Here is a 19,829-nt window from a genome sequence, read left to right on the forward strand (position 1 = left end):
CGTGCCGTTGACCTTCTCCACCACCCAGCACCACGACGCCAATGATCAGCCCCCAGGACGTCGACGGCCAGTCCCCGATTGCGGCCAGTAGTCCTCTTCCTCCGCATAAACATGCCCACCCGCGAGCCTGGACGGCTACCAGTGCCACGAACGAGTGATCACGAACCGAAAAACATCCTCATGGAACAGTGCTGTCCCGTCAGAACCCGATCTGTCGGTTTCCGAAGTCGTCTGCGCAGATGCCCGCACCCCTCTGCGCGCCGCTCCTGCCGGTCAGAGCACGTATGTGACCTGCGACGGCAAGGCAGCGAAATGTTCGCGGTAAGGACGAGTCCGGAGTACCACACACTCCACAGCTCCCTGCACGCAACCGCGAATTGCCACGTCCCTCATGCAGACGGAGACGGCTTCGGAAACTGACACCCGTCGCCGGGTTCCTCCCGTGCGGGCCGACAGCTCATGATCGCCGCCGGCGTCAGGGCGATCGTGGGAGCGAGGCGAGGATGGCGTCGAGGCCGAACTCGAAGACGTCCCGCTGGGTGAAGGTCGGGAAGTCGACGGTGGTGGCGTGCATCGCCGGGTACACCTCGGCCGGGAGACGGGCCCACTGTTGGCGGACCCGTTCCCAGTGCTGCGGGTCCTCGTCCCAGGCCCGGCGGACGGAGTAGAGCGTGGCGCAGCCGAGGACGAAGCGGATCAGCGTGGCCAGCAGGCCGATCGCCGTCCGGTGGTCGACCCCCAGTCGCGCCAGGCGGGCATAGACCTGCTCGGACATGCGGGCTTCGACCTCGCCGACTCCGTCGGAGGGGGCGTTGATCTGCAGGATGGCCGGGTGCGTGATGAACAGCTCGAAGTAGGCGTGCATCACCTGCCGGAGCCATGCGACGTCGTCGAGGCCGGGGTCGGGCCACTGGAATCGGCTCAGCAGCTCCGCGGTGACGGCGAGGAGGATGGCGTCCTTGTCGCGGAAGTGCGTGTAGAGCGACATCGGGCGGACGCCCAGTTGGTCGGAGAGCCGGCGGATGGTCACCGCGTCCAGTCCGTCGCGGTCGATCAGTTCGATCGCCGCGTTGACGATGGCCTCGGGGCTGAGGGTGCCGCGGGGTGCGCGAGCGGGCTCTGTCTTGTGCCTGGGCGACGACATTGGGGTTCCTGATTCGTTCGGTACACCAGTTCTATCACTGTACCGTACGCTGTACTGTTCCTGGATCGATACCGATTCCAGGAGGCCGGATGTCCGCGGACGCACTCCCCACCATTGCCTACGACCGAGCTGAGCGGCTGCTGCTGCACAACCGATCCCGGCTCGCCCTGCGGGCCAAGGCGAAGGCCGTCTGGATCGGCGACGGCGAGAGGTTCTGGTACCGGGTCGAGACCGAGCGGGGCGGCGAGTTCGTGCTGGTCGACCCCGCCGCCGGGACCCGGGGGCCGGCGTTCGACCCCGAACGGCTCGCCACCGCGCTGGCGTCTGCCGCCGGCCGGCCGGTCCAGCCGTACGCGCTGCCGTTCCGGGCGGTCGAGTTCGCGGACGGGACGGTCGCGTTCGACGCGTTCGACGCGCGCTGGACCTGCCGGCTGGCCGACTACCGGTGCGCGCGGGACGAGAAGCACGCCAAACCCTCACCGCTGGAAATCGCCTCGCCGGACAAGAAGTGGGCGGCGTTCCGCCGGGACCACGACCTGTGGGTGCGTTCGGCCGAGACGGGCGAGGAATTCGCGCTCACCGCCGACGGCACCGCGGATCGGAGCTACGCGGGCCAACCCGACGCGGCGGTCCCCACGCACCTGCTCGGCAAGCTCGGCCTTCCGGACATGCCGCCGGCGCTGCTGTGGTCGCCGGACTCGACGCACGTCCTCACCCACCGCACCGACCAGAGCGATGTCGCCCTGACGCACCTGGTCGAAGCCGTCCCGCCGGATGGCGGCCGACCGCGCCTGCGCAGCTACCACTACCCGGTCCCCGGCGAGCCGGTGGCCCGCGGCGAGTGGATCGTCTTCGACGTCGCGTCCCGGACCGCGACACCCGCCAGGACCGACCCGTTCCTGCTGCCCTACATGTCACCTTTCACGCTGAAGAAGGTGTGGTGGGCCGAGGACAGCGCGGCCGTCTACTACCTGGATCAGCCCCGTGACCTCCGGACGTTGCGGCTGCACGCACTCGACCCGACGACCGGCGAGGTGCGCACCCTGGTCGAGGAGCACGGCGACACGCGGGTGGAGGCCGCGCAGGAGATCGCCCAGAAGCCGATCGTGCACGTACTCGCCGGCGGCCGCGAGACGCTGTGGTACTCCCAGCGCGACGGCTGGGGGCACCTGTACCGCTACAAGGACGGGGCGCTGGTCGAACAGCTCACCCGAGGGCCGTTCGCGGTGCAGGAGATCGTGCACGTCGACGAGGCGGAACGGGTCGCGTACGCCGTCGTCTCAGGACTGGTCCAGGCCGACCCGTACCGACGGTCGCTGGTCCGGGTCGGCCTGGACGGCGGCGGGACCACCAAGCTCACCGACGACGATCTGGACCACGTGATCACCGCGCCGGAACACGGCCGCTGGTTCATCGACTCCGCGTCGACCGTCGACACCCCGCCGACGATCGCCGTGCGTGACCGGCACGGTGCCGTTCTGGTCGAGCTGGAACAGGCCGACATCACACCGCTGCTGGCCGCCGGCTGGACGCCGCCGGAGCGGGTCAGGACCCTGGCCGCCGACGGCGTCACCGAGATCTACGGCGTCCTCTACAAGCCCCACGGCTTCGACGCCGCGCAGCGCTACCCGGTGATCGACCACCCCTACCCGGGCCCGCAGATCCACCGGGTGGCGGCCTCCTTCGACCCGGGCGCCTACGGCCACGACGCCGAGGCGGTGGCGGCGCTGGGGTTCGCGGTGCTGGCCGTCGACGGCCGCGGAACGCCCGGCCGGGACAAAGCCTTCCACGATCACGCCCATCGCAACATGGGCAGCGCGGGCGCGCTCGAAGACCATGTCGCGGCACTGCGCCAACTCGCGGAGACGCGTCCGTGGCTGGACCTGGACCGGGTCGGCATCTTCGGCATCTCCGGCGGGGGATTCACCACCGCCCGCGCCCTCCTGGCGTTCCCCGACTTCTACAAGGTCGGCGTGGCCGAGGCCGGCAACCACGACAACCGCCACTACCACGCGCTGTGGGCCGAGACCTACGACGGACCGTTCGACCCGGACGCCGGGGCCCGGCTGTCCAACACCGAGCTGGCCGGGAACCTGGCCGGCAAACTACTGCTCGTCCACGGCGACATGGACGACAACGTGACACCGCATCTGACCATGCGGCTGGTCGACGCGCTGATCGCTGCGAACAAGGACTTCGACCTGCTGATAGTCCCCGGCGTCGAGCACAGCTTCCTCGGCCGCAACGGCTACGTCGCCCGCCGCCGCTGGGACTACCTGGTGCGCCACCTCATGCACCGCGAGCCGCCGGCCGGCTATCGGCTGGCGGACGTCCCGCTCTCCCTGGAACTGCTCGAAGCCCTCTTCAGCTGACACGGAAAGGACCTTCCCCATGCCCACCTTCTCTGCCCGCGCCCTCCAGGACCTCTGCGACCACAGCCGCGAGCAACACGCCGTCACCGGCGCCCAGGTCGCCGTCTTCAGCGGCGACGGGCTCCTGCAGGCGGTGTCCGGGACCGCGAACGCCGAGCTCGGCACGCCGGTCACCGACGACACCGTCTTCCAGATCGGCTCCACCACCAAGGTCTACACGGCCGCGCTGGTGATGCAGCTGGCCGACGCCGGCCTGGTCGATCTCGACGTGCCCGTCACACGCTATCTGCCGGGCCTGCCGCTCGCCGCCGGCAGGCAGTGGCGCGAGATCACCCCCCGCCAGCTGATGTCGATGACCAGCGGCCTGGACAACGGGCCGTACACCGACACCGGCCGGAACGACGACGCCGTCGCCCGCTACATCGGTCTCCTCGCCGACATCCCGCTCACCTTCGCCCCGGGATCGTCGTACGGCTACAGCAACGCCTCGACGAACGTGTCGGGGCTGCTGATCGAGGCGCTCACCGGTCAGTGCTGGGACGAGGCACTGCGCGACCGGCTGCTCCGCCCGGCCGGGCTCGTCGAGTCGGTCAGCCTGTTCGAGGAGCTGCCCTACCATCGCGTGGCGGTGGGCCACGTCGACGGCGTGGTCCGGCCGTGGTGCTTCGCCCGCGGGTGCGGCCCGGCGGGCTCGTCACTGGCGACCTCGGCCCGCGACCTCGCCCGCTTCGGGAGCCTCTTCCTGCGCCGGGGCCTGGCCGAGGACGCCACCGTCCTGCTGTCCGCCGACGCCGTCGCCACCATGGAGTCACCGCAGGTGGACGTGCCGGCTCGGGTCTTCGCCGACTCCTGGTGCGTGGGCCCGTACCGCAAGGTCTGGGACGGCGTGGAAGTCTTCGGGCACAGCGGCACCACCCCGAACGGATCGTCCTGCCTGCTCTGGGTGCCGACCCTCGACGTGGCGGTGGCGACGACCGTGAACACGCCGCACCAGGGCTACCCGTTCGCCGACGCGGTCTTCGACGTGGTGTTCCGGGACTGGCTCGGCGTCGCGAAGCCGCAGCGGCCCGTCCCCGGCCCCGGCCTGGAGACCGACGTGTCCGCGTACACCGGGACATACGACGCGCACGGCGTCCACTACGCGGTCACCGCGGCCGCCGGCACCCTGCTGCTGGACGTCCACAGCACCGGCGCCGAGAAGATCCACACCGAGCTGCTGCCGATCGCCGACCACCGCTTCCTGCCCGCCGACGACGCCGTCACCAGCCACCACACCTGGGACATCGCCTTCACCATCGGCGCCGACGGGCAGGCCACCCTGCTGCACAACGGCGCGTTCGCCGCCCGCCGCACCGCCTGACGGCCGGAGGTTCCGCAGGTCATAGGAGTACGCGGCCTCCGGCTCGGGGCGCCCCGGGGGCCGCGGGTGGATGTGCCAGGACGCGATGGTGGGAACTGTGGCGGGCCGACGATTCGCGAGTGCTCTTCCGCGTTCGTCCGGTCGCTCCTCACCGGCAGCGAATGGAAGCCCGCCCCTTGCTTCCCACCGCTTCGCTCCCTCAATGTCCAGACGTACACGCAAGCCGAACATCTGCGGCGACGCAACATCGCCCAGGCCCGTACACATCGGGAGAGAGGCCCTGCGCTGCCTCCTGGCCCGCCGCGGGATCTCCTTCCAGCGCACGAAGACGTGGAAGGAGTCCCCGGACCGGACTTCGAAGCCAAGCTCGACCGGATCGAGTTCGCGCTCACCTGGGCGGCTCTGCGGGCGATCCGCGCGGCCCGCCCGGACGGCGCCCCGATCTACGTGATTCTCGACAATGTGCATCGGCGACCAAGGTCGCCGGCGGTGAGCGTCAGCGAGTATTCGCCGTCAAGGTCATGCGGGGTGATCGTCGCAGCGCGATCCGACCACGCCCAGTGCACAGACAGTCCAACTCACCGAACCGCTTGTCTGCTCTTGCCTCTGGTGAACCTTCCCGGTCACAGCCCTAAATCCCTGGAAGCTGAAAGGGGTTGCCCTCTTCCCTCGCGATACGGTGCTGCGATGTCCCGATCAGTCAAACCCGGATCAGTGTTGTCCCCCGTCACCGCGGACGACGTCGACCTTGCCGTGCGGCTCGCCGTCGGCATCCTTCGGGACGCACCCGCGGAGGCTTGGGGCGGTAAGGCCGGTTCGCTGGAGTGGGACTGCTGGGAGACCGCCGAGTACCTCGCCAACGACCTGTTCTACTACGCCATGCAGCTGGGGCCGCGGAGCCCGCCGCTGGATACCCATGTGCCCATCGCGTTGAGCCGGAAGAGGCCGGACGGACCCACGGTCTTCCTCTTCGCGGACCGTGATGCGGGTCCGGCCGGCCTGGTGCAGATACTGGAGGCGTGCGGCGCGTTGCTGGTCACCATGGTGCGTACCACGCCGCCCCGGGTCCGCGCCCACCACGCCGCCGGGGTGTCGGACCCCGAAGGCTTCGCGGCGCTGGCGTTGCAAGAGACGCTGGTGCACATGCACGATCTGGCGGAAGGGTTCGGGCTTGCCTGGACCCCGCCCTCCGCTCTCTGCTCGCGGGTGCTCGCCCGTCTGTTTCCAGAGGCTCCGGGCGGCGCGGATCCCTGGCCCACCCTGTTGTGGGCCACCGGCCGCGCCGAACTGCCGGGGCACCCTCGTCTCACCAAGTGGCGCTCGGACAGCGCACCGCGGCCATAGGAGCGGATCGGGCTCAGCCACGGCCAGGCTGATGATCGTGCCCCTACCGCAGCGTGAGCACACCGGGCCACCCGTCCCAACCGGCAACCAGGCGAACCTATGCGGTCACGGCACCAGCGGCAGCACTACGTGCAGCTGAGCCCCGGAAGCGCCAACTATCGGGAACAGGCCCCGCCAACTACGTCGAACAGTTGGCGAGCGACCAGCGCCAACGCCTCAACACATCCGCCAACTGTCGTGAACGGTCACGACTGACCATCACTTTCCGACGCCCGCGGCCACTTTCACCACAGTGGTGAGACAGCAATACTGATGAACCGGATCGGCGCACGGGTACAGCCGTGGGACGCAAGGAGCAGACATCGTGACCGGGACCGACGAGCCGACGCTGACCGTCGACGAGCTGGCGGCGCGCGCCGGAGTCACCGTGCGTACGGTGCGCTTCTACAGCACCCGGGGCCTGCTGCCGCCTCCGGTCATCGGTCCGCGCCGGGTCGGGCACTACGGGCGCGAGCACCTGTCCCGTCTCGCCCTGATCGAGGAGCTCCAGCACCAGGGCATGACGCTGGCCGCCATCGAACGGTATCTGGAGCAGTTGCCGCCCGATCTGAGCGCCCGGGACCTGGCGATCCACCGGGCCCTCGTGGCGTCCTGGGCTCCGGACAAGGCCGAGGACACGACGAGGGCCGAGCTGGAGCGGCGGGCGGGCCGGGCCCTCACCGAGGGGGACGTGGACCGGCTGGCCGCGATGGAGGTGCTGGAGCGTCCCGAGGCGGCCGGGGGGACCTACCGGGTGGATCCGGGGCTGTTGCGGCTCGGCGTGGAGCTGCTGGACGTGCCGATCGCGCACGAGACGATCCTGGCGGCGCGCACGGTCCTGCTGGAGCACACCCGGTCGGCCGCCCAGGAGCTGACGCGGCTGTTCCGGGACGAGGTGTGGAATCCGTACCGTGAGCGCGAGTCGGACCCGGAGCATGTCGCGGCGATGAAGTCGCTGTCGGCCCATATGCAGCCGATGGTGGTCCAGGCGCTGGTGACCGCGTTCCAGCGGTCGTTGAAGCAGGAGCTGCGGGCCGCGTTCACGGCGGAGTGAGTACGCCGTGAACGCGGCCCGCGCCACCCGGCCTCAGTCGTGGAAGGTCTCGCCCTTCCCTGCCTTCTCCACGAGCAGTGCGGGCGGCAGGAACCGGTCCCCGTAGCGCTCGGCGAGTTCGCGGGCGCGGGCCACGAAACCGGGCAGGCCGCCCTCGTACCCGTTGATGTACTGGAGCACACCGCCGGTCCACGGCGGGAAGCCGATGCCCATGATGGAGCCGATGTTGGCGTCCGCTACGGAGATCAGGACGTTCTCCTCCAGGCAGCGGACGCTGTCCAGCGCCTCGGAGAACAGCATCCGCTCCTTCATGTCGATGAAGGGCACATCGGCGTCCGGCTTCGTGAAGTGCTCGCGCAGCCCCGGCCACAGGCGGGCGCGCTTGCCGTCCTCGTCGTATTCGTAGAAGCCCGCGCCGCCGCTGCGTCCCGGGCGCCCGAACTCGTCGACCATCCGGTCGATGACCTCGTCGGAGGGGTGCCCGGCCCAGGTGCCGCCCGCCGCCTCGACGGCCCGCCGGGTCTCGTCGCGGATCTTGCGCGGCAGGGTGAGGGTCAGCTCGTCCATCAGGGAGAGCACCTTGGCCGGGTAGCCGGACTGCGCGGCGGCCTGCTCGACCGAGGCCGGCTCGACGCCCTCGCCGACCATGGCGACGCCCTCGTTGATGAACTGGCCGATGACGCGTGAGGTGAAGAAGCCGCGTGAGTCGTTGACGACGATCGGCGTCTTCTTGATCCGGCGGACCAGGTCGAAGGCGCGGGCCAGGGCCTCGTCGCCGGTCCGCTCCCCCTTGATGATCTCGACGAGGGGCATCTTGTCGACAGGAGAGAAGAAGTGGAGGCCGATGAAGTCGGCCGGCCGTGACACGCCTTCGGCGAGGACCGTGATCGGCAGCGTGGAGGTGTTGGAGCAGAGCAGGGCGTCGGGCTCGATGACGTCCTGGATCTCCTGGAACACCTTGTGCTTGAGCGAGGTGTCCTCGAAGACCGCCTCGATCACGGCGTCGCAGCCAGCCAGATCGGCCGGGTCGCCGGTCGGGGTGATGCGGGCCAGCAGTGCGTCGCGCTTCGCCTCGGTCGTACGGCCCCGGGAGAGCGCCTTGGCGAGGAGCTTCTCGCTGTACGCCTTGCCCTTGGCGGCCGCTTCCGTGGAGATGTCCTTCAGGACGACGTCGATGCCCGCGCGGGCGCAGGAGTACGCGATTCCGGCGCCCATCATCCCGGCCCCGAGGACGGCGACCCTGCGGACCGGGCGCTCCGGGACACCCTTGGGGCGGTTGGCGCCGGAGTTGACGGCCTGGAGGTCGAAGAAGAACGCCTGGATCATGTTCTTCGCGACCTGGCCGGTGACCAGCTCGGTGAAGTAGCGGGCCTCGATGGTCAGCGCGGTCTCGAAGTCGACCTGCGATCCCTCGACCGCGGCGGCCAGGATGTTGCGGGGCGCGGGCATGGGGGCGCCGGCGGTCTGCTTCTTCAGGTTGGACGGGAAGGCGGGCAGATTGGCGGCGAACCGCGGGTTGGACGGGGTGCCGCCGGGGATCTTGTAGCCCTTGACGTCCCAGGGCTGCTGCGACTCGGGGTGCGCGTCGATGAAGGCGCGGGCCTTGGCGAGCATCTCCTCGCGGGTGGCGGCGACCTCGTGGACCAGACCGTTCTCCAGGGCGCGCGCGGGCGTGTACTGGGTGCCCTGGAGGAGCACCTTCAGGAGCGCGTCGGCGATGCCCATGAGGCGTACGGTGCGGGTGACGCCGCCGCCGGCGGGCAGCAGGCCGAGGGTGACCTCGGGCAGGCCGATGCGGGAGCCGGGCGCGTCGAGGGCGACGCGGTGGTGGGAGGCGAGCGCGATCTCGTAACCGCCGCCGAGTGCCGCTCCGTTGATGGCGGCGACGATGGGCTTGCCGAGGGTCTCGATGCGGCGCAGCGACCTCTTGATGGCGGTGCCGGTATCGAAGGCGGCCTGGGCGTCCTCGGGGCCGACCTTGATCATGTCCTTGAGGTCGCCGCCCGCGAAGAAGGTCTTCTTGGCGGAGGTGTAGATGATGCCGCGGATGGAGTCCTTCTCGGCCTCGGCGCGGTCGGCGACGGCGGCGATGGAGTCCTTGAACGCCTGGTTCATCGTGTTGGCGGACTGGTCGGGGTCGTCGAGGACGAGGGTGACGACGCCGGTCCCGTCCTGTTCCCAGCGGATGGTCGTGCTCTCGGTCATTGCTCTTCTTCTCCGTAAGCAGGGGTGGCCGGGGACGGTCAGAGGCGTTCGATGACGGTGGCGATGCCCATCCCGCCGCCGACGCAGAGGGTGACGAGGCCGTACCGCTTGTCGCGCCGCTCCAGTTCGTCGATGAGCGTGCCGAGGATCATCGCGCCGGTCGCGCCGAGCGGGTGGCCGAGCGCGATGGCGCCGCCGTTGACGTTGACCTTGTCCAGGGAGAGGCCCATGTCCTTGACGAAGCGCAGGACCACTCCGGCGAATGCCTCGTTGATCTCGACGAGGTCGATGTCGTCGATGGTCAGACCGGCCTTGGCCAGCGCCTTGCGGGTGGCGGGAGCGGGGCCGGTCAGCATGATGGTCGGTTCGGAGCCGGAGACGGCGGCGGAGACGATGCGGGCGCGCGGGGTGAGGCCGTAGCGCTCGCCGACCTCCTTGGAGCCGATCGCGACGAGGGCGGCGCCGTCCACGATGCCGGAGGAGTTGCCCGCGTGGTGGACGTGGTCGATCTTCTCGACCCAGTGGTACTTCTGCAGCGCGACCGCGTCGAAGCCGCCCATCTCGCCGATGGCCGCGAAGGACGGTTTGAGGGCGGCGAGCGAGTCGGCGGTGGTGCCGGGCCGCAGGTGCTCGTCGCGGTCGAGGACGACGAGGCCGTTGCGGTCCTTGACGGGAACGACGGAACGGGCGAACCGCTCGTCCTTCCAGGCCGCGGCCGCGCGCTCCTGGGACAGGGCGGCGTACTCGTCGACATCGCGGCGGGAGAAGCCCTCGATGGTGGCGATGAGGTCGGCGCCGATGCCCTGCGGGGCGAAGCCGGTCTCGAAGTTGGTCATCGGGTCCATCGCCCAGGCGCCGCCGTCGGAACCCATCGGGACCCGGGACATCGACTCGACGCCACCGGCCAGGACGAGGTCCTCCCAGCCCGAACGGACCTTCGCGGCAGCCAGGTTGACCGCTTCGAGGCCGGAGGCACAGAAGCGGTTCTCCTGGACACCGGCGACGGAGTCGGGGAGTCCCGCCGCGATAGCGGCGATCCTCGCGATGTCGGATCCCTGGTCACCGAGCGGGCTGACCACACCGAGCACGATGTCGTCGATGGCCGCCGGGTCGAGGTCCGGGAAACGGCCGCGGATCTCGTGGATGAGGCCGACGACCAGGTCGATCGGCTTGGTGCCGTGCAGGGCCCCATTGGCCTTGCCGCGGCCGCGCGGAGTGCGGATCGCGTCGTAGACGAATGCTTCGGTACTCAAGACAGCTGCCTTTCGGGGGTGGTTGGGCGACGAGAAGTCGGACGAGCGAGGATCAGGCGAGCAGCGAGCGGCCGATGATCTCCTTCATGATCTCGGTCGTACCGCCGTAGATGGTCTGGATACGGCCATCTGTGAACGCCTTGGCGACCCGGTACTCCGCCATATAGCCGTAGCCGCCGTGCAGTTGGAGGCACCGGTCGGCGACACGCTTTTGCAGTTCGGTGGCCCACCACTTCGCCATGGAGGCGTGTACGGCGTCGAGGACGCCCTCCGAGTGGTCGACGATGCACCGGTCCAGGAAGGCCCTGGTGACGGCGCACTCGGTGGCCATCTCGGCGATCTCGAACCGGATGTGCTGGAGCTTGGAGAGCGGCCGCCCGAACGCCTCGCGCTCCTTGACGTACTGGGTGGTGATCTCCAGAAGATGCTCGGCGGCGGCGATCCCGGCGACCGCGATCCCCATCCGTTCCTGAGCGAGGTTGGTCATCAGGTGGATGAAGGCGCCGTCCCGCTCGCCGAGGAGGTTCTCCTTGGGCACCCGGACGTCGTTGAAGAACAGCTCGGCGGTGTCCTGGGACTTCTGGCCGATCTTGTCGAGATTACGGCCCCGCTCGAAGCCCTCCGCACCGCGTTCGACGACGATCAGGGAGAGTCCCTTCGCGCCGCCCTCGGCTGTGGTCTTCGCGACGACGATCACCAGGTCGGCGAGGACCCCGTTGGAGATGAAGGTCTTCGAGCCGTTGAGCAGCCAGTGGTCCCCCTTGTCCTCGGCCGTGGTGCGGATCCCCTGGAGGTCGGAGCCCGCGCCCGGTTCGGTCATGGCGATCGCGGTGATGGTCCCGCCGCCGCAGAAGCCGGGCAGCCAGCGGCGCTTCTGCTCCTCGGTGGCCAGGCCCGTGAGGTAGGGGCCGATGATGTCGTTGTGCAGACCGACGGCGAATCCGGGCACCCCGGCCCGGGTGAACTCCTCGGCGAGAACGGCGCTGTAGCGGAAGTCTGCGTTGCCCCCGCCGCCGTACTCCTCGGGGACGGCGAAGCCGAGCAGGCCCTGCCGTCCGGCGGCGAGCCATGCCTCGCGGGAGACGATGCCGTCCTTCTCCCACTGCTCGTAGTGCGGGAGGACTTCCTTGGCCAGGAAGGTCCGGACGGTCGCGCGGAACGCGTGGTGCTCCTCGGTGAAGATCTGCCGCTGCACGGGGCCCCCTGGAGCCGGTTCTTGACGGTGGAGGTCAGCCGGGCGGCCTCGGGGCCGCCCGGCGAGACGGTGGGTGTGCTGACGCCCGCGTCACGGAGTGCGTGCCCCATCAGCCGGTGACGCCCTTGCGTGTGGCCGCTGTTCCGGTCGCTTCTGTTCCGGTTGTCGTGGCGGCTGTTCCGGTCGCCTGCGCCCCGGTGGCGGCTGTTCCGGTCGTCTCCGTGGCCCGCAGGCCCGGTACGTCCCAGTCGGCGGCGACCGCCTCGGTGTCCGCGCCGGGCCGCGCGGGTCCGCTGCGTACGGAGACCGGGGTCACGGAGAACCGGGGGGCCGGGGCCGGCTGGGTGAGGCCGCCGTGCTCGACGAACGTGGCGCGGGCGGCGAGATGCGGGTGGTGCGGGGCCTCGCGGAGCGAGAGCACGGGGGCGACGCAGGCGTCCGTGCCCTCGAACACCTCTGTCCACTCCTCGCGCGTCCGGGTCAGGAACCGCTCGGCGACAGCGGTGCGCAGGTCGTCCCAGCGGGTGAGGTCCTTGCGGTCCGGTGCCTCGTCCGCGATACCGAGGAGGGTGACGAACTCGTCGTAGAACCGCTGCTCCAGCGGCCCCACCGCCATGTACTGCCCGTCGGCGGTCTCGTACGAGCCGTAGAAGGGGCAACCGCCGTCGAGGAGGTTGGAGCCGCGCCGGTCCTGCCAGCCGCCGGCCGCCAGCATCCCGTGGATCATCGTCGCGAGGTGGGCGGCGCCGTCGACGATGGCGGCATCCACGACCTGGCCCGCCCCGCCGGACGTGCGGGCGTGCTGGAGGGCGGCGAGGACGCCGACGACGAGGTAGAGCGAGCCGCCCGCGTAGTCGCCGACCAGGTTGGCGGGCACGGTGGGCGGCTCACCGGGTTTGCCGATCATGGAGAGGGTGCCGGTGAGGGCGATGTACGCGATGTCGTGTCCGGCCCGCTCCGCGAGGGGGCCGTCCTGCCCCCAGCCGGTCATCCGCCCGTAGACGAGTCGCGGATTGCGGGCGAGACAGTCGGCGGGCCCGACCCCGAGGCGTTCGGCGACGCCCGGCCGGTATCCCTCGATGAGGATGTCGGCGCGTTCGGCGAGGTCCAGGACCCGGCCGGGCCCGCCCTCGGCCTTGAGGTCGACGAGGACCGAGCGCTTGTTGCGGTTGGTGAGGTCGTACGCGGGGTCGATGGCCAGACCCGAGCCGCCGGGACGGTCGACCCGCACCACGTCGGCCCCGAGGTCGGCCAGCAGCATCGCGGCGAACGGACCGGGCCCGATCCCCGCCAGCTCGACGACGCGCACCCCCGTCAGCGGTCCTCGCGGGCTGTGCTCTGTCCTTGCCATCAAGCCCCCAGCTGTGTGACACAACCGATGTAACATCGATGATGCTAAGAACGCCTCACGCTCCGCACAACCCCTAGTGCCGAGCAAGCGCTTAGTTCTTTCCTCGCGATCCTCTCTCATCATTGCTCCCCGGCCGTGCCCCGCCGCGTCCCGCTCCGCTAACCTCTGCCTGCCACATCGGCACCGGCTCCCTGCGGAGGTACTCGTGAACAGGCAGAGCGGGGCGAAACGCCCCTATGACGTCGTCCTTTTCGGTGCCACCGGATTCGTGGGGGTGCTCACCGCCGAATATCTGGCCGCGAACGCGCCGGTCGACTGCCGCTGGGCACTGGCGGGCCGCGATCGCGCCAAGCTGGAGCGGCTGCGCGAGCGGCTGACCGCCATCGAGCCGCGCTGCGCCGAACTGCCCCTGGTACAGGCGGACGCCGACGACGCCGAAGCACTGCGCGCGCTGGCCGAGTCCGCGCGGGTGGTGGCCACGACGGTGGGTCCGTACGTCTGGTACGGCGAGAAACTGGTCGCCGCCTGCGCCGAGGCGGGAACGGACTATGTGGACCTCACCGGCGAGGCGGAGTTCATCGACCGGATGTACCTGGAACACGATGCGCGGGCGCGCGAGACGGGGGCACGCGTCGTGCACGCCTGCGGATTCGACTCCGTACCGCACGACCTGGGCGTGTACTTCACCGTTCAACAGCTGCCCCGCGACGTACCGCTCGTCATCGACGGCTTCGTCCGGAGCAACGCCGTGTTCTCCGGCGGTACGTTCGCCTCCGCTCTGACGGCGATGGGCCGCGGCCCCCAGATGCTCCAGGCGGCCAAGGAGCGGCGGCTGCACGAACCCCGGCTGGTCGGCCGACGCGTCCGCGCCCCGCTGGGCACCCCGCACTTCAGCGGGGCGACCGGCACCTGGGCGCTCCCGCTGCCGACCGTGGACCCCCGGATCATCGGCCGTTCCGCGCGGGCGCTGGAGCGTTACGGCCCCGACTTCCAGTACCGGCACTTCGCCTCGGTGAAGCACCTGCCGGTGGCCATCGGCTCGACCGCGGCACTCGGCGCGCTGGTCGCGGCTGCCCAACTCCCGTCCGTACGCGAGTGGCTGATGAGCCGTTACGAACCTGGCGAGGGGCCCGACGCGGAGCGCAGGAAGCGGAGCTGGTTCACGGTGCGCTTCGTCGGGGAGGGCGGCGGACGCCGGGTCTTCACCGAGGTGTCCGGCGGCGATCCGGGTTACGGGGAGACGGCGAAGATGCTGGCCGAGTCGGCGCTCTGCCTGGCCCTGGACGAGCTTCCGGCGACGTCCGGGCAGGTCACCACTGCGGTGGCGATGGGTGACGCGCTGCTGGAACGGCTCAGGGCGGCCGGTCTGGGCTTCCGGGTCGCGGCGGTCCGCTGAGCACCTTTACGCCCCTTTTCGGTCCGGTGGCCACCGTTTCTTCCGGTGGCCACCGTTCACAGGACCCAGGTGGCCAGGGTGTAGAGCATCGCGCCGAGCCAGACGAGCCCGACGGCACTACCGAGGGCCATGCCCACCGCGATCCGGCGCTGAGCGGGGTGCAGAGGTGCCGTGCGGACAGTTGTACGAGAAGTGTTCATACGTACCAGCCTGCCGATCATGACCGGCAGGCGCTATCCGTACGCGTACTCAGGCGGTCTCCTCGCGCAGGGCCCGCCTGCACAGCGCGTCGGCCTTGCGGGTCGTCTCCGGCTGCCGGAAGCGACGGGCCAGCCGCAGGGTGTGGGCGCAGGCGTTGTCCAGGCTGATCCGGTGGCCGACCGAGACGAAGACCGGATTCGTGCCGACCTGGGTGCGCAGGGCCCGGCCCACCACCTCGTCGCCGTCGAGCAGCGGCGAGGAGTCACCGCGCAGAGGTCCGGGGGCTTCGTACGAAAAGGTGAACGGGTTCTTGCCGACGCCGATGACCGGCAGCCCGGTGAGGACGCCCAGGTGGCTGGCCAGCCCGAAGCGGCGCGGGTGCGCCAGCCCGTAGCCGTCGCAGACCACGAGGCCGGGGTCGACGGAGAGCGACTCCAGCGCCGCCAGGACCGTGGGCATCTCGCGGAAGGCGAGCAGCCCGGGAATGTACGGGAAGGTGACCTTGCCGACGGAGGTGGCCTCCTCGACCACGTCCAGGGTCGCGGCGTCCAGGACCACGGCCGCCGCGACGACGACGTTCCGTTCCTCGTCGTAGGCGACGTCCACCCCGGTCACCAGGCCGGTACCGGGTGCCGGTCCCGGCTCGTCGAGCACCACACGCGAGCGCAGGGTCTCCTGGATCGCGCGGGCCTCGGCCTCGTCGGCGGGCATCATGTCTGCGGGCATCTCGTCGGCGGGCAGCCCGTCGTCGGGCATCCCGTCGGCCGGCATGGGGGGCTTCGTCATAGTGAGGTCCACCTTAGGGAACGGCCGGGGGAAGGGGCGCGGCGGGCGGGTCCGGGGGGCGCACGGCGGAATCGCCCCGGGCCGGCCGGGCGCGGCGCACGACGGACCGGCGGGGGCGGGGGCGCGGGCGGGGGAACGGATTCCGCGGGCGGCGGGCATCCCGGTAGCCTGACGATCATGTTCGTACTCGAATTGACCTACACCGCTCCGGTCGAGCGGGTGGACGCGCTGCTGCGGGACCACGTCGCCTGGCTGGACGCGCAGTACGCGGCCGGGGTGTTCATCGCGTCGGGCCGCAAGGACCCCCGGGACGGCGGGGTGATCCTGGCCGTCGGGGACGACCGCGCGCGGATCGAGAAGATCGCGGCGGCCGACCCCTTCGTGGTGCACGCCGTGTGCGCGTACCGGATCACGGAGTTCATCGCGACCAAGACGTCGCCCGAACTGGCCTCGTACAAGCAGCGGTTGCCCCGCTGAGGGCCCTCCCGCCGCCCCTGTGCGTCGACGGGGACGGGTCGGCCTAGAAGCCGAGCCGCGCCACCCGGCCCTGCTCTCCGGCGGCCCAGCAGCCGAAGTCGGATGTGCAGTCGACGGTGTCGTACGAGCCCGTGTCGACCGTGCGCCAGGTACGGCCGCCGTCGCGGGTGAGGTCGGTGCCCGTCGGGCCGACCGCCAGCGCGGCGGACCTGCTGTGCGGCAGCCAGGCGACGCCCGAGCGGTAGGCGGCGGGCGGGGTGGCGGACTGCCGCCACCCCCGGCCGCCGTCGGCGGTGACGGCCGAGGCGTTCGGCGACGACTGGTCGGCGCGGTAGTCGCCGCCGACCGCGATGCCGTGCGTACGGTCGCGGAACGCGACGCCGAAGACGCCCCGCGCCGGGTCCCCCGCCGGGATCGTGGATGGCGTCGCCGTCCAGGTCAGGCCGCGGTCCTTGGAGTGCAGCACCCGTGCGGTCGCGGCGCCGCCGGTGGTCAGCCAGACGTCCTTCGGCCCCGAGCTGACCAGGCACTGGCCGCTCGCGGCGAAGCCCGCCTCCCCGGTCTGCGCCGCCGGCATCCCGGCGTTGGGCAGGACCTTCCAGTTGCGGCCGCCGTCCGCCGTGGACAGGATGCGGAACTTGCCGTCCACCGGATCGCTCATGGCGAGCCCGTGCCTGCTGTCGAAGAAGGTCAGGCAGTCGTAGAACGCGCGGGCGTCGGTGTTGCGGAACGATTCGGTCCAGGTGGCTCCGCCGTCGTCGGTGCGCAGGACCCGGGACGCCTCTCCCTCGCCGATGGCCAGGACCACCGCGCGGCGGCTGTCGAATGCCTCGATGTCGCGGAACTCCAGACCGGCCGCGCCGGGCGGCGACACGGTCCGCCAGTTCCGGCCGCCGTCGGTCGTCCGCAGGACCGTACCCTTCGATCCGGCGACCCAGGCGGTACGTCGGTCGACAGCCGCGAGTCCCCGGAACCGGGCGTCGGTGCCGGTGTCGGTGCGTACCCATCCCGGTGTGGCGTGTGCGCCGCGCGTTGCCTGCGCGGCGGGTGTTGCCGACGCCGTGTCTGCTGCTGCTGATGTCGCGTGTGCTGCTGGTGCGGCCAGTGCGGCAGTCACTGCCGCCCCGCACAGCACCAGGGACATCAGTCGTCTCGTCTTCCCCAAGGCCCTCATGGCGCTGGAAGCTAGTCCACGGGCAGCGGGCCGTCCAGGGGGTGACGCTCGAAACCGGGCAACCGTGCGGCGACGTGTTCTTCGGTGACGCAGCTCACGCCACCCGCCAGTGCACGGATCGAGGAGTTCCGTCGTCTACTCCCATGCCGGGAGCCGTTCACCCAGCCGTGAGAGGGAGCAGGTCTTGTCCAGCGTTATCGAGCAGTCCGTGCAGGCCCGCATGGTCGCATCCGCTCCGCAGATGGAGACCCTGCCCGCCACCCTGCAGTACGACCGCGAAGACCCGTTCGCCGTACGCATGGCGTTCCCCGGCCCGGCGACCCTGGAAGGCACCGAGGTGTCGTGGGAGTTCTCGCGTGAGCTGCTCGCCACCGGGATCGACACACCGGCCGGTGTCGGCGACGTTCGGGTGCGGCCGTTCGGTTTCGAGCGGACGGTGCTGGAGTTCCATGCCGTCGAGGGCGTCGCGATGGTGCACGTGCGGACGGCGGAGCTGCGGCAGTTCCTCAAGCGGGCTCAGGAGATGGTGCCGGTGGGTGACGAACACCGGTTCATGGACCTCGACCGCAGTCTGACCGACCTGCTCGGCGGGGCCTGTTGACGCTCAGGGGGAACCTGTTGACGCCCGGGGGGAGCCTGTTGACGCCCGGGGGGAGCCTGTTGACGCCGGGCGGGGCTTGTTGAGGTGCGTGGGCTATGGGTGAAGTAACGCCCAGGTCTTGGAGCCGCCGGAGGGTGTCAGCGCCGGAGCCAGCCCCCAGTCCCCGCCGTGTTCGTCGACGGCCGCGGCCAGCAGCCACATGCTCGCGCTGCGGCGTTCACGACACTCCTCGGACCGCTCGGCCTCGTCATGCGCCGGGTGCTGGTCGTAGAGGACGATGCGCAGCGCGTCGAACTGCCAGTGGACCTTCAGCAGCATCTCCCGGTCGGGGGTGAACCGGTAGGCGGCCGCGACCAGTTCGGAGGCCGCCAGGACCGCCGGGTCGCGCAGTCCGGCGAGTCCGTGCCGCTCCAGCAGCCCGTGCACGGCACCGCGGGCGAGCCCCGCGCAATACGCGCCGCCCGGCAGGGCGAAGGAATAGCTGAGATTGTCCGGCACCGGCGGGCGGGGTCCCGCGGGTACGGGTGCCGGGAGGCAACACATGGCGCCCTTCATCCAGGTACTCACATTTCTCGGTACATGTGGGGACGATCACACACAGGCACGGTCGCCCCGTGTGAGACTTGCACTACCGACCGTAGCGCACACCGGAGCACAGTGCTACTACTTGTGCTGTTCCGGTCATTTCGCCGACCGCCCAACCGGAAGGAGGCCACAGTGCCACCCAGAAGCACCCCGACCGCCAGGCAGCAGCGCCTCGGCTATGAGCTGCGCAAGCTCCGGGAACAATCCGGAATGTCGGCCCAGCAGGCCGCCGCCCTGCTGGGCGTCGACCGCACCCGCATCCCGAACATCGAGTCGGGGCGGTTCGGCATAAGTTCCGAGCGGGTGCGGACCCTGGCCTTCAACTACGGCTGTCCCGACACCGGCCTGATCGACCTGCTCGCCGAAATCGCACAGGAGCGGGCCAGGGGCTGGTGGGAGGAGCACCGCGGACTCCTGCTTCCGAGCCTGCTCGACATCGCCGAACTCGAATACCATGCAGTGGAGTTGAACACTTCGACCACCACACACATCCCCGGCCTCCTCCAGACGGAGGAGCACGCGCGAGCGGTGTTCGACACCGCCGACCCCCGGCTGCCGGGGCCGGATCTGCAAGCCCGGCTCTCGCTCCGGCTGCGTCGCCAGGAGGTTCTGGACCGGGACCGGCCCCCGTTGTACGAGGCGGTGATCCATGAAGCCGCGCTGCGCATGCAGTTCGGCGGACCCAAGGTGAGCGGCGCCCAGCTGGCCCACATCCTGGAGCAGTCCGAACGGGACCGGACGACGGTCCGGGTGATCCCGTTCACGGCCGGCGGCTTCCCCGGAGCGGGGCAGTCCTTCACCTACGTCGGCGCCGCGGTTCCTCAGCTCGACACCGTGCAGCTCGACTCCTCGCACGGATCGATGCTGCTGGACGCGGATATGCAACTGCGCCGCTACCGGGGCCTGTTGGAACGACTGCGGACGCTCGCACTGCCCGTCCAGGAGTCGCGCGACTTCATCAGGTGCATAGCCCAGGACCTCTGAGGAGAGAGACCATGACCGATATCCGCTGGGACGAAGCCTTCTGCAGCGAGGGCGCGAACTGCTTCCGCTTCGGCCAGGACGACCAGGGAAGGGCCTACATCGGGTCCACCACCGACACCGCCACGTACATCAGCGACTCCATCGAGGCGATGCGCGCGCTGATCGCCGCGGTGAAGTCCGGCGCCGCGGACCATCTGCTCTGACCCGTCGCCCCGACGAACTCCCCGTGCCCCCTGTGCCCGGCGCTCCGAGTACGCCGACCACTCTGAGCAGCTCAGCACAGGGGGCCGAGGTCTCGCGGTCTCCCG

18 protein-coding genes and 1 pseudogene are annotated in these 19,829 nt (G+C 70.4%); 10 read left to right on the forward strand and 9 right to left on the reverse strand.

Annotated elements, in window-relative coordinates:
• Positions 1–475 precede the first annotated feature (475 nt).
• Positions 476–1,144 (reverse strand): TetR/AcrR family transcriptional regulator, encoded by a 669-nt coding sequence (locus OG413_RS32985; protein ID WP_266811980.1) that lies wholly within the window; start codon positions 1,142–1,144, stop codon positions 476–478.
• A gap of 89 nt (positions 1,145–1,233) precedes the next feature.
• Between OG413_RS32985 and OG413_RS32990 the strand changes: the two genes are divergently transcribed.
• The 5 genes and pseudogenes from OG413_RS32990 to OG413_RS33010 all read left to right on the forward strand — a co-directional run bounded on the left by OG413_RS32990 (position 1,234) and on the right by OG413_RS33010 (position 7,313).
• Positions 1,234–3,516 carry a DPP IV N-terminal domain-containing protein gene (locus tag OG413_RS32990; protein WP_266811981.1) on the forward strand — a complete coding sequence of 761 codons (2,283 nt, stop codon included), beginning with the start codon at positions 1,234–1,236 and terminating at the stop codon, positions 3,514–3,516.
• Between the two features lie 19 nt (positions 3,517–3,535).
• Complete coding sequence (locus OG413_RS32995) at positions 3,536–4,876, forward strand: serine hydrolase (protein ID WP_266811982.1); 1,341 nt, start codon at positions 3,536–3,538, stop codon at positions 4,874–4,876.
• 253 nt (positions 4,877–5,129) lie between these two features.
• Positions 5,130–5,341, forward strand: a pseudogene (locus tag OG413_RS33000) (IS630 family transposase); the annotation flags it as partial.
• A 222-nt stretch (positions 5,342–5,563) separates the two neighbouring features.
• Complete coding sequence (locus OG413_RS33005) at positions 5,564–6,220, forward strand: hypothetical protein (protein WP_266813230.1); 657 nt, start codon at positions 5,564–5,566, stop codon at positions 6,218–6,220.
• A gap of 361 nt (positions 6,221–6,581) precedes the next feature.
• Entirely contained in the window at positions 6,582–7,313 is a 732-nt protein-coding gene (locus OG413_RS33010; RefSeq protein WP_266813232.1) for a MerR family transcriptional regulator, read from the forward strand.
• 33 nt (positions 7,314–7,346) lie between these two features.
• On the opposite strand, the gene OG413_RS33015 is transcribed toward OG413_RS33010, so the two are convergent.
• The 4 genes from OG413_RS33015 to OG413_RS33030 all read right to left on the reverse strand — a co-directional run bounded on the left by OG413_RS33015 (position 7,347) and on the right by OG413_RS33030 (position 13,317).
• Complete coding sequence (locus OG413_RS33015) at positions 7,347–9,518, reverse strand: 3-hydroxyacyl-CoA dehydrogenase NAD-binding domain-containing protein (protein ID WP_266811983.1); 2,172 nt, start codon at positions 9,516–9,518, stop codon at positions 7,347–7,349.
• 38 nt (positions 9,519–9,556) lie between these two features.
• Positions 9,557–10,771 carry an acetyl-CoA C-acetyltransferase gene (locus OG413_RS33020; protein WP_073719769.1) on the reverse strand — a complete coding sequence of 405 codons (1,215 nt, stop codon included), beginning with the start codon at positions 10,769–10,771 and terminating at the stop codon, positions 9,557–9,559.
• A 52-nt stretch (positions 10,772–10,823) separates the two neighbouring features.
• Positions 10,824–11,966: an acyl-CoA dehydrogenase family protein gene (locus OG413_RS33025; RefSeq protein WP_266811984.1), complete on the reverse strand. Its 1,143-nt coding sequence runs from the start codon at positions 11,964–11,966 to the stop codon at positions 10,824–10,826.
• 109 nt (positions 11,967–12,075) lie between these two features.
• Complete coding sequence (locus OG413_RS33030; RefSeq protein WP_266811986.1) at positions 12,076–13,317, reverse strand: CaiB/BaiF CoA-transferase family protein; 1,242 nt, start codon at positions 13,315–13,317, stop codon at positions 12,076–12,078.
• Between the two features lie 205 nt (positions 13,318–13,522).
• Here OG413_RS33030 and OG413_RS33035 point away from each other — a divergent pair, with 205 nt between their 5' ends.
• Complete coding sequence (locus OG413_RS33035; RefSeq protein WP_266811988.1) at positions 13,523–14,713, forward strand: trans-acting enoyl reductase family protein; 1,191 nt, start codon at positions 13,523–13,525, stop codon at positions 14,711–14,713.
• 56 nt (positions 14,714–14,769) lie between these two features.
• Here the strand turns inward: OG413_RS33035 and mmpA are convergent, their stop codons facing one another.
• Positions 14,770–14,913, reverse strand: a complete 144-nt coding sequence (gene mmpA, locus OG413_RS33040) for a morphogenic membrane protein MmpA (protein WP_266811990.1) — start codon at positions 14,911–14,913, stop codon at positions 14,770–14,772.
• Between the two features lie 49 nt (positions 14,914–14,962).
• Complete coding sequence (locus OG413_RS33045) at positions 14,963–15,625, reverse strand: endonuclease V (protein ID WP_266813234.1); 663 nt, start codon at positions 15,623–15,625, stop codon at positions 14,963–14,965.
• Positions 15,626–15,877: 252 nt separating this feature from the next.
• Here OG413_RS33045 and OG413_RS33050 point away from each other — a divergent pair, with 252 nt between their 5' ends.
• Positions 15,878–16,177 carry a YciI family protein gene (locus OG413_RS33050; protein ID WP_266811991.1) on the forward strand — a complete coding sequence of 100 codons (300 nt, stop codon included), beginning with the start codon at positions 15,878–15,880 and terminating at the stop codon, positions 16,175–16,177.
• A gap of 43 nt (positions 16,178–16,220) precedes the next feature.
• Here OG413_RS33050 and OG413_RS33055 read toward each other — a convergent pair whose 3' ends face one another.
• Positions 16,221–17,351, reverse strand: a complete 1,131-nt coding sequence (locus OG413_RS33055; protein WP_266811992.1) for an oxidoreductase — start codon at positions 17,349–17,351, stop codon at positions 16,221–16,223.
• A gap of 184 nt (positions 17,352–17,535) precedes the next feature.
• Between OG413_RS33055 and OG413_RS33060 the strand changes: the two genes are divergently transcribed.
• A complete protein-coding gene (locus tag OG413_RS33060) occupies positions 17,536–17,952 on the forward strand; it encodes an SsgA family sporulation/cell division regulator (RefSeq protein ID WP_266811994.1) in 417 nt (138 codons plus the stop codon).
• A gap of 93 nt (positions 17,953–18,045) precedes the next feature.
• Here the strand turns inward: OG413_RS33060 and OG413_RS33065 are convergent, their stop codons facing one another.
• Complete coding sequence (locus OG413_RS33065) at positions 18,046–18,450, reverse strand: ATP-binding protein (RefSeq protein WP_266811996.1); 405 nt, start codon at positions 18,448–18,450, stop codon at positions 18,046–18,048.
• A 219-nt stretch (positions 18,451–18,669) separates the two neighbouring features.
• Between OG413_RS33065 and OG413_RS33070 the strand changes: the two genes are divergently transcribed.
• Positions 18,670–19,521: a Scr1 family TA system antitoxin-like transcriptional regulator gene (locus tag OG413_RS33070; RefSeq protein ID WP_266811998.1), complete on the forward strand. Its 852-nt coding sequence runs from the start codon at positions 18,670–18,672 to the stop codon at positions 19,519–19,521.
• A gap of 11 nt (positions 19,522–19,532) precedes the next feature.
• Positions 19,533–19,724, forward strand: a complete 192-nt coding sequence (locus OG413_RS33075; RefSeq protein ID WP_266811999.1) for a hypothetical protein — start codon at positions 19,533–19,535, stop codon at positions 19,722–19,724.
• The last annotated feature ends 105 nt before the right edge of the window (positions 19,725–19,829 follow it).

The organism is Streptomyces sp. NBC_01433 (assembly GCF_026340105.1).
Classification (GTDB): Bacteria; Actinomycetota; Actinomycetes; order Streptomycetales; family Streptomycetaceae; genus Streptomyces.

Excerpts from the sequence above, each read along its gene's own strand:
- mmpA (WP_266811990.1), bottom strand. The coding sequence starts at position 14,913 with ATGAACACTTCTCGTACAACTGTCCGCACGGCACCTCTGCACCCCGCT.
- OG413_RS32990 (WP_266811981.1), top strand. The coding sequence starts at position 1,234 with ATGTCCGCGGACGCACTCCCCACCATTGCCTACGACCGAGCTGAGCGG.
- OG413_RS33045 (WP_266813234.1), bottom strand. The coding sequence starts at position 15,625 with ATGCCCGCCGACGAGGCCGAGGCCCGCGCGATCCAGGAGACCCTGCGC.
- OG413_RS32985 (WP_266811980.1), bottom strand. The coding sequence starts at position 1,144 with ATGTCGTCGCCCAGGCACAAGACAGAGCCCGCTCGCGCACCCCGCGGC.
- OG413_RS33030 (WP_266811986.1), bottom strand. The coding sequence starts at position 13,317 with ATGGCAAGGACAGAGCACAGCCCGCGAGGACCGCTGACGGGGGTGCGC.
- OG413_RS33005 (WP_266813230.1), top strand. The coding sequence starts at position 5,564 with ATGTCCCGATCAGTCAAACCCGGATCAGTGTTGTCCCCCGTCACCGCG.
- OG413_RS33050 (WP_266811991.1), top strand. The coding sequence starts at position 15,878 with ATGTTCGTACTCGAATTGACCTACACCGCTCCGGTCGAGCGGGTGGAC.
- OG413_RS33075 (WP_266811999.1), top strand. The coding sequence starts at position 19,533 with ATGACCGATATCCGCTGGGACGAAGCCTTCTGCAGCGAGGGCGCGAAC.
- OG413_RS33055 (WP_266811992.1), bottom strand. The coding sequence starts at position 17,351 with ATGAGGGCCTTGGGGAAGACGAGACGACTGATGTCCCTGGTGCTGTGC.
- OG413_RS32995 (WP_266811982.1), top strand. The coding sequence starts at position 3,536 with ATGCCCACCTTCTCTGCCCGCGCCCTCCAGGACCTCTGCGACCACAGC.
- OG413_RS33015 (WP_266811983.1), bottom strand. The coding sequence starts at position 9,518 with ATGACCGAGAGCACGACCATCCGCTGGGAACAGGACGGGACCGGCGTC.